This is a genomic window from Vreelandella zhuhanensis (genome assembly GCF_009793355.1).
GTDB lineage: Bacteria > Pseudomonadota > Gammaproteobacteria > Pseudomonadales > Halomonadaceae > Vreelandella > Vreelandella zhuhanensis.
The window spans coordinates 39,638-52,908 of sequence record NZ_WTKP01000011.1; the positions used below are offsets into that span (position 1 = coordinate 39,638).

At 55.1% G+C, this 13,271-nt stretch carries 12 protein-coding genes; 7 read left to right on the forward strand and 5 right to left on the reverse strand.

What is annotated here, in order from left to right:
• Nucleotides 1-190: 190 nt before the first annotated feature.
• Nucleotides 191-2,032, forward strand: coding sequence for an RNA polymerase sigma factor RpoD (rpoD, locus tag GPM19_RS13835; protein WP_160419606.1), 1,842 nt, complete (start codon nt 191-193; stop codon nt 2,030-2,032).
• Nucleotides 2,033-2,144: 112 nt separating this feature from the next.
• Here the strand turns inward: rpoD and GPM19_RS13840 are convergent, their stop codons facing one another.
• Nucleotides 2,145-2,786, reverse strand: a complete 642-nt coding sequence (locus GPM19_RS13840; protein ID WP_160419607.1) for a hypothetical protein — start codon at nt 2,784-2,786, stop codon at nt 2,145-2,147.
• A 246-nt stretch (nt 2,787-3,032) separates the two neighbouring features.
• Here GPM19_RS13840 and GPM19_RS13845 point away from each other — a divergent pair, with 246 nt between their 5' ends.
• The 3 genes from GPM19_RS13845 to mtgA all read left to right on the forward strand — a co-directional run bounded on the left by GPM19_RS13845 (nt 3,033) and on the right by mtgA (nt 5,800).
• Entirely contained in the window at nt 3,033-4,142 is a 1,110-nt protein-coding gene (locus GPM19_RS13845; protein WP_160419608.1) for an S-(hydroxymethyl)glutathione dehydrogenase/class III alcohol dehydrogenase, read from the forward strand.
• 62 nt (nt 4,143-4,204) lie between these two features.
• Nucleotides 4,205-5,059 carry an S-formylglutathione hydrolase gene (fghA, locus tag GPM19_RS13850; RefSeq protein ID WP_160419609.1) on the forward strand — a complete coding sequence of 285 codons (855 nt, stop codon included), beginning with the start codon at nt 4,205-4,207 and terminating at the stop codon, nt 5,057-5,059.
• 15 nt (nt 5,060-5,074) lie between these two features.
• Nucleotides 5,075-5,800: a monofunctional biosynthetic peptidoglycan transglycosylase gene (gene mtgA, locus GPM19_RS13855; RefSeq protein WP_160419610.1), complete on the forward strand. Its 726-nt coding sequence runs from the start codon at nt 5,075-5,077 to the stop codon at nt 5,798-5,800.
• A gap of 30 nt (nt 5,801-5,830) precedes the next feature.
• On the opposite strand, the gene GPM19_RS13860 is transcribed toward mtgA, so the two are convergent.
• Both GPM19_RS13860 and GPM19_RS13865 read right to left on the reverse strand, forming a co-directional pair.
• Nucleotides 5,831-6,598 carry an EAL domain-containing protein gene (locus GPM19_RS13860; RefSeq protein ID WP_227842449.1) on the reverse strand — a complete coding sequence of 256 codons (768 nt, stop codon included), beginning with the start codon at nt 6,596-6,598 and terminating at the stop codon, nt 5,831-5,833.
• 29 nt (nt 6,599-6,627) lie between these two features.
• A complete protein-coding gene (locus tag GPM19_RS13865; RefSeq protein WP_160419611.1) occupies nt 6,628-7,557 on the reverse strand; it encodes a DMT family transporter in 930 nt (309 codons plus the stop codon).
• Between the two features lie 162 nt (nt 7,558-7,719).
• Here GPM19_RS13865 and GPM19_RS13870 point away from each other — a divergent pair, with 162 nt between their 5' ends.
• The 3 genes from GPM19_RS13870 (at nt 7,720) to GPM19_RS13880 (ending at nt 10,948) form a co-directional block, all read left to right on the forward strand.
• The gene (locus GPM19_RS13870; protein WP_160419612.1) at nt 7,720-8,109 is read left to right on the forward strand and encodes a DUF4168 domain-containing protein; all 390 of its coding nucleotides are present in this window, start codon (nt 7,720-7,722) and stop codon (nt 8,107-8,109) included.
• Nucleotides 8,110-8,318: 209 nt separating this feature from the next.
• Nucleotides 8,319-10,229, forward strand: a complete 1,911-nt coding sequence (locus tag GPM19_RS15750; RefSeq protein ID WP_160419613.1) for a DUF294 nucleotidyltransferase-like domain-containing protein — start codon at nt 8,319-8,321, stop codon at nt 10,227-10,229.
• Nucleotides 10,229-10,948, forward strand: coding sequence for a 3'-5' exonuclease (locus GPM19_RS13880; protein WP_160419614.1), 720 nt, complete (start codon nt 10,229-10,231; stop codon nt 10,946-10,948). Before GPM19_RS15750 ends, GPM19_RS13880 begins: the two co-directional genes overlap by 1 nt.
• 106 nt (nt 10,949-11,054) lie before the next feature.
• Here the strand turns inward: GPM19_RS13880 and GPM19_RS13885 are convergent, their stop codons facing one another.
• Together GPM19_RS13885 and GPM19_RS13890 are read right to left on the reverse strand one after the other, a co-directional pair.
• The gene (locus GPM19_RS13885) at nt 11,055-12,755 is read right to left on the reverse strand and encodes a BCCT family transporter (protein ID WP_160419615.1); all 1,701 of its coding nucleotides are present in this window, start codon (nt 12,753-12,755) and stop codon (nt 11,055-11,057) included.
• Between the two features lie 57 nt (nt 12,756-12,812).
• Nucleotides 12,813-13,244 carry a universal stress protein gene (locus GPM19_RS13890; protein ID WP_160419616.1) on the reverse strand — a complete coding sequence of 144 codons (432 nt, stop codon included), beginning with the start codon at nt 13,242-13,244 and terminating at the stop codon, nt 12,813-12,815.
• Between the last annotated feature and the right edge of the window lie 27 nt (nt 13,245-13,271).

Genomic DNA, 13,271 nt, shown 5'->3' on the forward strand with positions numbered 1-13,271 from the left:
ACCACATTCACCACATTGCTGGCCAGCTACCAAACGCTGGCTAACCAAACAACCTAACACACCTGAATTGCCTCGCAAATACGCTAAGCTGGAAAATATCCCATCGCTACCGTTATACTGTTCGGCTTGTTGAGTTTTTCCTTCTCAGCGCTTCAGGTGCTTCATTCTTCTTCGTCGAGATAGGGTTTCTATGGCTGGAAATGCACAGCAGCAGTCACGTCTGAAGGAGTTGATCGCGCGCGGCAAGGAACAGGGCTACCTGACCTATGCCGAGGTCAACGACCATCTACCTGAGGATATCGCCGACCCGGATCAAGTGGAAGACATCATTGGCATGATCAACGACATGGGTATCAGTGTCGTTGAAGTTGCCCCGGATGAAGACACTTTGATGATGTCGGATCACTCCACGGACGAGTCCGCGGCGGAAGAGGCCGTGGCGGCTCTTGCGGCCGTGGAAAGTGACGTGGGACGCACTACCGACCCGGTACGCATGTACATGCGTGAAATGGGAACGGTGGAGCTTCTCACCCGTGAAGGCGAGATCAAGATCGCCAAGCGGATTGAAGAGGGCACACGCGAAGTCATGTCGGCGCTGGCATACCTGCCTGGTGCCGTCAGTTCGATCCTTGATGCCTATGATGCCACTCAGGATGAAGAGGCGCCCGGGCGTCTTTCCGATCTGTTTTCCGGCTTTATCGATCCCGACGAAGGTATTCCCGGCGTGGCAGAGGCTGAAGTCCCAGAGCCCGAGGAAATCCCGGAAAGTGATCTCGATGCCGAGGACGGCGAGGAAGAGGATTCCACTGCAAGCGAAGGTGGACCTGACCCAGAAGAAGCGAAGGCACGCTTTGAGCAGATTCGTGAGCAGAATGCCGCCTTTCTCGAAGCCCTAGAAAAACATGGCCGGAATGATCCGAAGGTCAAGGCAGAGCAGGCTCGTTTGGCAGAGTTGTTTTCTCCCATCAAGCTGGTGCCCAAGCATTTCGAACGTCTGGTAGGCCAGGTACGGATCAGTGTCGAGCAGGTACGTGCTCAGGAAAAGGCCGTGATGCAGCTGTGCGTGAAAAAAGCCAAAGTGCCGCGCAAGACCTTCATCAAGGCATTCCCGGGTAACGAGTCGCGCAAGGACTGGCTGGATGATTTTCAAGCGGAATTCCCCCGCTATGCCGATCGTCTGGAGCCATTGCGTACGGACATCGCGCGTGCTCAACGCAAGATCGCTTTTGAAGAAGATATGGTGCAGTTGCCGGTGGCCTCCTTGAAGGAAGTCAATCGCCGTCTCTCGATTGGTGAGGCGAAAGCACGTCGTGCCAAGAAAGAAATGGTCGAGGCCAACCTGCGCTTGGTGATATCGATTGCCAAGAAGTACACCAACCGTGGCCTGCAATTCCTGGATCTTATCCAGGAGGGCAATATCGGCTTGATGAAGGCGGTGGACAAGTTCGAATATCGCCGGGGTTACAAGTTCTCGACCTATGCCACTTGGTGGATTCGTCAGGCGATTACCCGTTCGATCGCTGACCAGGCACGTACCATCCGTATTCCAGTTCACATGATCGAGACGATCAATAAGCTCAACCGGGTATCGCGCCAGATGCTTCAGGAAATGGGGCGTGAGCCGACACCGGAAGAGTTGGGTGAACGCCTGGAAATGCCGGAAGAAAAAGTACGCAAGGTGCTCAAGATCGCCAAGGAGCCGATCTCCATGGAGACCCCCATTGGTGATGACGACGATTCGCACCTGGGTGACTTCATTGAAGACGGTACCATGCTGTTGCCGATTGACATGGCTACCGGCGAAGGCTTGATCGAAGCGACACGTAACGTCCTGGGTGGGCTGACGGCCCGTGAAGCCAAGGTGCTGCGTATGCGTTTCGGGATCGATATGAATACCGACCACACGCTTGAAGAAGTCGGTAAGCAGTTCGATGTCACTCGTGAGCGTATTCGTCAGATTGAAGCCAAGGCATTGCGCAAGCTGCGTCATCCGAGCCGCTCGGAGCCATTACGCTCGTTTCTCGACGAGTAATTCGGTAGCGTCAAGTTTAGCAAGGCAGTAAGTAGGCGTCCTGTATGCCCGACAAAACGTCCGCAGCCAAGCTGTGGGCGTTTTTTTATATTCTAGTGCATGCCGCCTGCTATCAAGCGTTGGCTAGACGCCAGCGCCGCGCCATGATGAGCAGTTCAATAACGGCAATCAGTATCAAGGCATAGCCCATTAGCTCTACCACTTCTTCCGCGACATTCTTGAAGTCGCGCACATAGTCATCCTCCAGCACCGCGCGCCAGAAATCCTGGCGCCCATAAAGGCGGGAAAAGACATAGGTGACCAGCAGGCCGGACATGAACAAGCCGAAGGAAAGCGAGTTGCCAAAATAGGTGAATTCGTCGAGGAAGCGATGCCGGTTGCGTCCTACCCAGTAAAGGGAAGGCAGGATGATGAAGGCCACCAGTACCTTCCAGGTATTATCTGCCACGTAGGTGTCGAGAAAAGCATCCTGCTCCCTGACCAGCGAGGCGGCGAGAAACGCCAGCATCAGTAGCGTGACGTTGGGCCATACCTTGAGACCCTGGCGTATATAGAGAAGCAGGACGCAACTGCTAGCCAGAAACAACGTCTGGGTGAACTCGGTGAATCCCCACTCGGAAAAGCGAATTCCGGGGAAATAGAGAGCTTCCAGATAGGCGCCTTGCGCGATAGCTCCCACGAGCAGTACATAGAGCACAGTGCGCAAAGTTGCGGCTCGAAAGGAAATAGGCGCATGGGGGGGAGGATGAGGCATGAATTACCTTATTAACAAATGGCGCTTGGCGACGATATACATCCACTGGTGAATGTTAAGTATAACGCGACTTTTCGAAACGCGCACTGGGCATTCACGAATTACCAGTATCTATCTTGAAGGTAGATGCTTCAACCCATCTCGTCGCTGGCGTACACTGCTAAATCTCTGATTCAATGAAAATCACTGCTCCACCAGACGGGACTGCCGTCCTGTTGGAGCCATAGTCGATCTTAGGAGAGCTTCATGAAATCACGTGCTGCCGTGGCGTTAAGCGCCGGTAAACCGCTCGAACTTGTCGAGATCGATGTAGAGGGACCGAAAGCCGGTGAGGTGCTGGTGCGAATGGTGGCAACCAGTGTGTGTCACACCGATGCCTTTACGCTGTCCGGAGCGGACCCGGAGGGTAACTTTCCCGCGGTACTCGGCCATGAAGGCGCCGGGGTAGTCGAAGAAGTCGGGGAAGGGGTGGTCAGCGTCAAGCCGGGTGATCATGTGATTCCGCTCTATACCGCTGAATGTGGCAAGTGTAAATTCTGCCTATCCGGCAAGACCAATCTGTGTAGCGCCGTGCGGGCGACCCAAGGCAAAGGGGTGATGCCCGATGGCACCAGCCGTTTTTCGCTGGAAGGCAAGCCGTTGTACCATTACATGGGTACCTCCACGTTCAGCGAATATACCGTATTGCCGGAAGTGTCCCTGGCGGTGGTGTCAAAAGAGGCCCCGATGGACAAGATCTGCCTGTTGGGGTGTGGCGTCACCACGGGTATTGGTGCGGTACTCAATACCGCCAAGGTCGAGCCGGGTGCTACAGTGGCTGTTTTCGGTCTGGGCGCCATCGGCTTGGCAGTGATCCAGGGCGCCCAGATGGCTAAGGCTGCCCGTATCATCGCCATCGACATCAACGCCGATAAGTTCGAGCTGGCCAGGCAATTCGGCGCCACGGATTTCGTCAACCCCAAGGACCATGCCGCACCGATTCAAGAGGTGATCGTGGACTTGACCGATGGTGGCGTTGACTACTCCTTCGAGTGTATCGGCAATGTGAACGTCATGCGCTCGGCGCTGGAGTGTTGTCACAAGGGCTGGGGAGAATCCATCATCATCGGCGTGGCCGGTGCCGGTGAAGAAATTTGCACGCGGCCTTTTCAATTGGTCACTGGGCGTGTCTGGAAAGGTTCCGCCTTTGGGGGCGTGAAAGGCAGAAGTGAATTGCCGGGTTATGTCGACCGTTACATGAATGGTGAGCTCAAGATTGACGAGTTCATTACTCAGGACATGCCTTTCGAAAAGATCAATGAGGCATTTGAGCTACTCCACGCCGGCAAGAGCATTCGAACCGTGCTGCACTATTGAAGTCCGGTATGATGATGAATAAATACCCAGCATGATCGAGTCGCTATCACAAGGAGCCCCTCATGAGCATGAGTGAAACATTGGAATTGGTGTCGGCCAACCGCAGCTTTGGAGGGTGGCACAAGCGTTACCGCCATTATTCCCGTGCCTTGGATTGCGAGATGGTGTTTGCGGTATATCTACCTCCTCAGGCGGAAAAAGAACGGGTGCCCTTGTTGTGGTGGCTTTCCGGACTTACCTGTACGGATGAAAATTTCATGCAGAAAGCCGGCGCGCAGCGAGTGGCGGCGGAGTTGGGTGTCGCGATCGTATGTCCCGATACCAGCCCAAGGGGAACGGATCTGCCCGGCGAGCATGAGAGTTACGACCTAGGGTCGGGCGCGGGGTTCTATGTCAATGCCAGCGAAGCACCTTGGAAAAAGCACTACCGGATGTACGATTATGTGATCGAGGAACTGCCTTCGGTCGTACGCCAACACTTTCCGGTCAATGGCCGGGAATCCATCAGTGGACATTCGATGGGTGGTCATGGCGCCTTGATCCTGGCCCTGCGCCACCCCGGTCGGTTTCGTTCGGTCTCGGCTTTCTCACCGGTGGTGAACCCCATCGCCTCTCCATGGGGTAAAAAAGCCTTTACCGAGTATTTGGGTGATGATGTCTCGCGCTGGCGTCAATATGACGCCTGTGAGCTGGTTGCCCATGGCGCCTCACGCCAACGTCTGTTCATCGACCAAGGGGACGCGGATGATTTTCTTGAAGAACAGCTCAAGCCCGAGCATCTGGAAGCGGTCTGTGAAGAACACGATCATCCGCTGACTTTGCGTCGGCAACCCGGCTACGACCATAGCTACTTCTTCATCGCCTCATTCATCGAGGATCATCTTCGTTATCACGCCGAACATTTGTTCAAGCGCTAACATGGCGAATCTTTCATGCTAAGCCGCACGTTGCGTCGTCTCGCTCACCTGGTTTGGAGGGTTATGTGGCGTGGCGTGCTGGCGTTTGTGCTGGTATCTGTGGTCTTGGTGGTGTTGTTTCGTGTGGTGCCGCCACCGGGCTCCATGGTGATGGTGGAGCGTAAGATTCAAAGCTGGGTTCATAGTGAACCCATCGATATCAAGCGAGAGTGGCGCTCTTGGGAAGCGATGTCGGTGAATGCCAAATTGGCGGTGATTGCCGCTGAAGACCAGCGCTTTCCTCAGCACCACGGTTTTGATCTGGTGGAGTTGAAACGTGCCTGGGAGGCGAGCCGTAATGGGGCTCGGTTACGTGGTGCGAGTACGCTTAGCCAGCAAACCGCCAAGAATGTCTTTCTTTGGAGCGGGCGAAGCTGGTTACGTAAAGGGCTGGAAGCTTGGTTCACCCTGTTGATCGAAACGTTCTGGAGTAAACAGCGGATTCTTGAGGTGTATCTCAACGTGGCGGAATGGGATAACGCCGTGTTTGGTCTGGAAGCTGCCGCCCAGCATTATTTCGGGGCCTCCGCCGATACATTGAGCGTACGGCAAGCCAGCCTGCTCGCGGCGATTCTACCCAGCCCACGGACCCGTAATGCTGCCCGTCCGAATGATCAGGTTGAACGGCGAAGCCAGTGGATTCGTCAGCAGATGCGTAACTTGGGAGGCTCTGCTTATTTGGAGCGACTCTCCAATCCTTGATAGAAACCGATGCGTAGAACCTGTCAGGCGTCAGAGATATTTTTCCGGATCAATCGTGGCCAACGCTTCCAGCTTGGGCCGCGAAAAATAAAAACCCTGTTGCACATTTATTCCCAAGTCCACCAGGCAGCGCGACTCCTCACGGGTTTCAATCCCTTCCCCCACCAGCTTGGTACCAAGATTTTCGGCCAGAACGACAATGCTACGCAGGATAGCTTGGCGTCGCTTGTTAGTGTCACAGCCCATGATCAGTTCACGGTCGATCTTGAGCGTGTCCGGGCGCAAGTCGGTCAATAAATCCAGGTTGGCAAACCCATTGCCGAAATCATCCAGCGAGGTGGTGAAGCCCATGGCATGGTAGCTTTCGATGATGTTGCGCAGATGCGCGCGATCTCTGACGCGTTCGGTTTCGGTAATTTCAAAATTGAGCCGTTGGGTAGGCCAGCCCACCCGTCGAGAGGTTTCCAGGGTAGCCTGAATACACGCCTCGGGCTCGTAGACGGCATTAGGCATGAAGTTGATCGAAAGTATTTCCTGCATATCGAGTTGACTGGCAAGTTCGATGGCTTTGATGCGGCAGGCTTGATCGAACCGGTACATCAAGTCGTCGGTCACCTGACCCAGGATACTACCGGCGGATTCGCCATTCAGGCCACGAACTAGCGCCTCGTAATAAACAATACGTTTCTGATGCACATCAACGATGGGCTGAAATGCCATGGTAAAGGCAAACGGCACCGGCTTATCACAGCGATTGCAGTGTCCTGCAACACGCGCGCAATTGGAATGGCCTTGCATGTGTTATACGCATCCTGACGTAAATTGAGTTAACGGCTTGATGAAGTATTCTTACCTTTATGGACGACTAATACTACACCGATGATGGCCACTGCCATACCACCTAAGCCGAGTAGCGGTAGACGTTCGTCAAATAACCACCAGGCTTGAAGAGCGGTCACTGGGGGTACCAGATAAAACAGGCTGGCGACGCGTGATGCCTCTCCTCGCTTGATCAGTGCCATCAACAGCAGGATGGCGGCTATCGAGAGAATCAACACTAACCAGCCAAGTGTCAGAATGAAGGTAGGCGTCCAATCGATCTGCCGGGTTTCAAAAAGCAGGGCGCCCAAGCCAAGTAACAGGCCAGCGGCAACGTACTGAATCACGGCGCCGGAAAGTAGCGGCATGGTGGTACAAAAACGTTTCTGATAAAGCGTGCCCAGCGAAATTCCGGCCAAGGCTGCCAGGACGCTGAACAGAGCACCCATCCCGAACCCCTGGAACAACGATTCCCCCAGTTCAAGCTTGCTGCCCAGCACCAGTGTGATGCCTAAAAGCCCCAGCCCCAGCCCCAACCATTGGCGTGTGGTTAACCGTTCGTTGAGCAAAGGCCCGGCACAGGCTGCGGTCAGAAGCGGCTGTAAGCCTACTAACAGGGAAGCCAGTCCCGCGGGCATGCCCAGGTAAATGCCATAAAACACACCGCCCAAATAGGTGCCATGCACCAAAAGCCCCGAGACACCGATATGTGCCCACAGCTTGGCATCTCGAGGCCAGGAGATCCGCATCAACAGCACTAGCGGTAGCAACAAGGCGAGCGTCAATACAAAACGCACGAACAGGAAAGTAAAGGGCTCGGCGTATGGCAAGCCGAACTTGGCCCCAATGAATCCCGTGCTCCATAACAATACAAAGACCACCGGCATGGCGGCCAGCCCCAGGGAGGCGGCAGTGGGTGTCGCTACGCTTTTTGACATGAGGTTGATCTCTTGTTTCTGCCGAACTGCGGTGATTAGCCGGGAGTTTTGTTTAAATTTTGTTATAAGCTTTTGCGTTTTTTTACATTAAAAAAGGAACCTGCCTGCCCAACATGCGTCACAGGGGGGCAATTCAACATTCACTATGTAGAGGTTCTTTTCATGAAACGGATGACCGCACTGTTTTCAGCTGCTCTTCTGGCTGCCGGTTTTATGACGGCTACCGCCCACGCTCAACAGGATTCCGCTCAAGATCCTGCGACAACCCAGCAATCCGCCCCGGTGGCGCAGGATTTTTCTGATCAGCAGCTACAACAGTTCGCCGATGCGTCACAGGAAATCGCAGTGATTTCTCAAGAATACACCGAGCGTCTACATGGTGCAGAAGACGAATCCGCTCAGCAGGAAGTTCGTGCTGAAGCCAACGACAAGATGATTGAAGTCGTGGAAAATAGCGGTCTGGATGTCGATACGTTCAATGCCATCGGTCAGGCGATCCAGCAGAATCCGGAAATGATGCAACGTGTTCAAGAAATGGCAGCTGATTCCTGATCTATACTGCCCGATTTCGCTTGATTAGCGAAATACGCGCCATCTGGTATTGTTGATGGCGCGTACATAAGAAGCCACCCGAGGGTGGCTTTTTTTATGTGCGATTTCCTGTCCGGATGACTTTACGCCCGGTGCATGGCGCTCCACACTGACTCGCAATCAGATAGCAAGCATGAAGAGTCTCATTGAATGCAGGACCAGGAGGTAGCATGGACGTGGAACTTCTCGATATTCGTCAACATATGGGCAAATTTCCGCCTTTCGATAGCCTGTCGGACGACCTCCTGGACCTGATCGCGACCCATGTCGAGATTAGTTACTTTAAAGCCGGCAGTGACATCATGCTTTTCGGCCAGCCAGTAACGGATTTATGTTACATCCGTAGTGGCGCCGTCGAAGTGTATCGACGCAAAGGTGAGCTCTATAACCGGTTGGGCGAAGGCGATATTTTCGGCCACTTCAGCTTGTTACGTAGTCATAGAGTGAGTTTTCCCGCCAAGGCCATCGAAGATACCTTGATCTATTTCATTCCGGATGAAGTGTTTCAGACACTCTGTGCTGAAGATGATCACTTTGCTGATTTTGTTGAACTGGAAAGACCGCGTCTGGAAACAGCCGTGGAACAACAAAAAAAAGACAACGACATGATGATCACTCGGATACGCAAATTGCTCTCCCGTTATCCGGTCATGGTCGAGACCACCACTAGCGTACAGCAAGCAGCACGCCAAGTGACCGAGGCTCAGGTGTCGGCCGCCTTGGTATTGGAAGAAGCTGACGACGATCCTCGCCGCAGCTTTATCGACAGCGAAGAGCGTACTTGGCAGATCCGCGGCATTTTGACCGACAGCGATTTCAGGACGCGCGTGGTGGCACAAGGGCTCTCCCCCGAGACCCCGGTGGGGGAGGTGATTTCCCAGCGGCTGATCACGATCCAGTCGGATGAGACGGTTTATGAGGCCATGCTCACCATGCTGCGCAATAACATACATCATCTACCGGTACTTTATCGTCGGCGTCCGGTGGGTATCGTCCATCTATCGGACATCATTCGTTACGAAACCCAGAGCGGGCTCTATCTGGTGAGCAATATCTTTAGCCAGTCAAGCGCAGAGGGTCTGGCACGTCTGGCATCGGATGTACGCGCCGCCTTTGTGCGGATGGTGGACGAAGGGGCCAATTCGCACATGGTGGGAAGTGCCTTATCCACCATCGGCCGAGGGCTCACGCGTCGTTTGCTGGAGTTGGCCGAAGAGGAGCTAGGGCCGCCACCGGTGCCTTATTGCTTCATGGTCAATGGCTCCATGGCGCGCAACGAACAGAACATCGTCACCGACCAGGACAATGCCTTGGTGTTGTCGGATGATTTTGTTCCCGAGCAGCATGACAGCTACTTTCTGGCATTGGCCAAGTACGTTAGCGATGGGCTGGCGGCCTGTGGTTACACCTACTGCAAGGGTGATGTGATGGCAACCAACCGTCAATGGCGTCAACCCTTGCGCATCTGGAAGATGTATTTCAATGACTGGATGGACAACCCGACGCCCGAGCGTTTGTTGCATAGTTCGATATTCTTTGATCTGGACTCCGTCGATGGTGAAGAAATCTACATTGAACAGCTCCAGGACCTGATTGCTGAAAAGGCACCTCAACGCCCATTGTTTCTCGCCGCCATGGCGCGCAATGCGCTCAACCGAACGCCACCCCTAGGGTTTTTCCGCACCTTTGTAATGGAAAAGGATGGTAAACATAACAACTCGATCAATCTCAAGCGCCGAGGCACGGCACCCATGGTGGATGTGATTCGGGTGCATGCCATGGCCGCAGGCTCTCGAGCGCAAAATTCTTTTCAACGCTTGGATGACATTGCTGAGACGCAACTTCTGATGCCGGGTGCCGTGGACAAATTACGCTATGCGTTGGAATTCATGTGCATGTCGCGTATCCGTCATCAAGCAATTGACTTACAGGAAGGCCGAATGCCGGATAACAATATTGAACCGGAAAATGTTGCCGACACGGAGCGGCATACGCTCAAGGATGCTTTTCAGGTATTGAGCAATGCACAAAAATTTCTCAAGTTTCGCTATCCGATGCCAGCCAACCGGCGGGCTACATAATGCTCAGAGTGCGTTCAAGGCAGCGTTTGTCGGACTGGCAGACATATATGTCGCAACGTGCCGAGCAAGCTCGAGATGATGGCGTGGCAAATTTCTTTGCCACGCCGTTACCGGCTCCCGATACGCCTATCAAGGACGTGCCAATGGTGGCACTGGATATGGAAACCACCGGCCTGGATGAGCGCCGCCATGCGATTGTAAGCTTGGGAGTGGTTCCCTTTACCCTGGACCGAATTCGCGTTTCACAGCGGCGATACTGGGTGATAAAACCACCTCGCGCCTTGGTCGAAAGCTCAATTGCCTATCATCATATTACCCACTCGGAAATCGCTCAGGCTCCGGATCTGGACGCAATCCTCGATGAACTGCTGGAAAGTTTGGCGGGGCGTATTGTCGTGGTGCATTTTCGACATATCGAACGGCCTTTTCTCAATGAGGCCGTCAAGGCACGCCGTGGCGAGAGTGTCATGTTTCCCATGATCGATACCATGTCGCTGGAAGCGCGGCGGCATCGGCAATCCATGTGGGCGCGTTTCAAACGTTGGGTAGGGCATCCTCCGGTACCGATTCGCTTGCAGCCCAGCCGAGAACGCTATGGATTGCCAGCGTATCAGGGCCATCATGCCCTGATCGATGCGTTGGCGACGGCAGAATTGCTGCAAGCCCAGATTGCCACGCATTATCACCGCGATACGCCGCTGCATGACTTCTGGTGTTGAAAAGGCCATCCCAAGCTCTTGATAATCATCCAGGGCTTGAATAGAAACGGGCAGCCACATGGCTGCCCGTTTCGTTTTTCGGCTTCGTGCTTATCTATTTATTCATTCACACCGTTTTAGTCTTGCGCGGTTCTGGTTTTCCGCTACGTGGCTCGCTCATCAGCCCCTTGACGATGGCATAGCAGCCAACCAGCAGCACCAAGGTGAAAGGCAACCCGGTGGTGAGGGCGGCTGTCTGCAGGGCGGCGAGACCGCCACCGAGCAGCAGGGCGATGGCAAGGGCACCCTCAATCAGCGCCCAGAAAATACGCTGGGGCTTGGGGGCGTCTACCTTGCCGCCGGCGGTGATCGAGTCGATCACCAGCGAGCCGGAGTCCGACGAGGTGACGAAGAACACGATTACCAGCACGATGCCGATAAATGAGGTAATGGCGCTCAGCGGCAGGTTCTCCAGCATGGTGAAGAGCTGCAGCTCCAGAGCGGCATCCTGCACCTCGGTGATCCCGGAATTGACCACCTGGTCGATGGCAGTAGTACCGAAAGCGGTCATCCACACCACCGAGGCCAGGGTCGGGATCAGCAGCACTGAGATCAGAAACTCACGCACGGTACGGCCACGGCTTATGCGAGCAATGAACATGCCGACGAAGGGCGACCAGGCAATCCACCAGGCCCAGTAGAAGGCCGTCCAGCCCTGGCTGAAGTTAGCATCTTCACGTCCGAACGGCATGGAGAGCGCCGGCAGGTGGGTCACGTAGCCGACCAGATTATCGGCCACGTCAGTAGCGATCATCAGTGTCGGGCCCATGATGATAACGAAGCCCAGCAGCAGGGCAGCGAGCATCATGTTCAACTGGGAGAGGCGCTGCACGCCCTTGTCGACGCCGAGCATGATCGAGCCCAGGGCCACGAGGGTAATCCCCAGGATCAGCAGCACCAGGGTGGTGTCGTTGGCGGGGATGCCGAACAGATACTCAAGGCCCCCGGCTGCCTGCGTGGCGCCGAGGCCCAGCGAGGTAGTCAGGCCAAACAGGGTGGCAAATACCGCCAGGATGTCGATCACGTGTCCCGGCCAGCCCCAGATGCGCTCCCCCAGTACCGGGTAGAAGATGGAGCGCATGGTCAGCGGTAGGCCCTTGTTGAAGGAGAAGATCGCCAGCGACAGGCCCACAATGGCGTAGGCACCCCAAGGGTGAATGCCCCAGTGGAAGATGGTGGCAGCCATGCTCAGGTCGATGGCGGCGGCCTGATCCCCTGCGGCAGCACCCAGCGGGGCCCAGTCAGTGCGCACGCCATTTTCGCCCACGCTGATACCGCCCATGGCGGTGCCATAGTGGCCTAGGGGTTCCGCCACACCGTAGAACATCAGCCCGATGCCCATGCCGGCGGCGAACAGCATCGAGAACCAGCCTAGGTAGCCGAAGTCCGGCGTGGCATCAGCACCCCCGATACGCACCTTGCCCAGGGGCGTGAAGATCAGCACCAGCGCCAGGAGCGCGAAAACGTTGGCACCGAGCAGGAAAAACCAGCCTAGGTTGGTGGTCAGAAAGCTGAACATGCTGTTGAAGATCGGCTCCATCTGATCCTGTAACGCCAGCGTCAGGATCACGAACAGCAGGATCACGATCGAGGAGAAGGTGAAGACCTTGCCATGCAGGTCGACATCCAGGCCGAATTTGTTGGCAGTGATATTGTCCTGACCGATAACGTAATCGGTATCGATCAGGTTTGCCGCCCCTTCGGGGGCCGGTATACCTTCGGAGGGCGTTGCCTCCGAAGGGGTCTTGTCATCAGGAGTATTAGCCACGAAGCGGCCTCCTTTGGTGGGTGAGGGTCAGATGTAGCGCGTCAGCAAGCGCTGATCTCAATCCTGGGCGTCGGTGGGGCGTACCAGGAACACCGATGCTTGGGTATGCGTCGCTACTTTGCCCCCGTGAGAGGGAATGAGGGTATCCAGATGGCGGGGCGGATGGGTTGCCATCACCACCAGGTCAGCCTGGACTTCCTTGATCGCCTTTATCAAAAGGTCATCAAGATCTGCCACAGGATCGGGCGATGCATACACCTTGACGCTGACGGGCTGCCCATGAACCTCTTTACGTTTCTGGGCGAAGGCGTCGAGTTTTTGCTCGTATTCTTCGGGCGTTCTGGCAACTGAACCGGGCGTGATGGCGGTAATGCCCACATAACAAATCCTGGCATTGTGATGCTTGGCCATGTCGGCGGTTACCGCTAATGCCGGTTCCAGCGTTTCAATGTGTGCCAGGTCCACCGGTACCATGATGGTATTGAACATGAAGGGTCTCCTTGTCTCGAAACAACA

What these genes read in the sequence shown, in the direction of transcription:
- rpoD (WP_160419606.1), top strand. Translation starts at nt 191, where the DNA reads ATGGCTGGAAATGCACAGCAGCAGTCACGTCTGAAGGAGTTGATCGCG.
- GPM19_RS13840 (WP_160419607.1), bottom strand. Translation starts at nt 2,786, where the DNA reads ATGCCTCATCCTCCCCCCCATGCGCCTATTTCCTTTCGAGCCGCAACT.
- GPM19_RS13845 (WP_160419608.1), top strand. Translation starts at nt 3,033, where the DNA reads ATGAAATCACGTGCTGCCGTGGCGTTAAGCGCCGGTAAACCGCTCGAA.
- fghA (WP_160419609.1), top strand. Translation starts at nt 4,205, where the DNA reads ATGAGCATGAGTGAAACATTGGAATTGGTGTCGGCCAACCGCAGCTTT.
- mtgA (WP_160419610.1), top strand. Translation starts at nt 5,075, where the DNA reads ATGCTAAGCCGCACGTTGCGTCGTCTCGCTCACCTGGTTTGGAGGGTT.
- GPM19_RS13860 (WP_227842449.1), bottom strand. Translation starts at nt 6,598, where the DNA reads ATGCAAGGCCATTCCAATTGCGCGCGTGTTGCAGGACACTGCAATCGC.
- GPM19_RS13865 (WP_160419611.1), bottom strand. Translation starts at nt 7,557, where the DNA reads ATGTCAAAAAGCGTAGCGACACCCACTGCCGCCTCCCTGGGGCTGGCC.
- GPM19_RS13870 (WP_160419612.1), top strand. Translation starts at nt 7,720, where the DNA reads ATGAAACGGATGACCGCACTGTTTTCAGCTGCTCTTCTGGCTGCCGGT.
- GPM19_RS15750 (WP_160419613.1), top strand. Translation starts at nt 8,319, where the DNA reads ATGGACGTGGAACTTCTCGATATTCGTCAACATATGGGCAAATTTCCG.
- GPM19_RS13880 (WP_160419614.1), top strand. Translation starts at nt 10,229, where the DNA reads ATGCTCAGAGTGCGTTCAAGGCAGCGTTTGTCGGACTGGCAGACATAT.
- GPM19_RS13890 (WP_160419616.1), bottom strand. Translation starts at nt 13,244, where the DNA reads ATGTTCAATACCATCATGGTACCGGTGGACCTGGCACACATTGAAACG.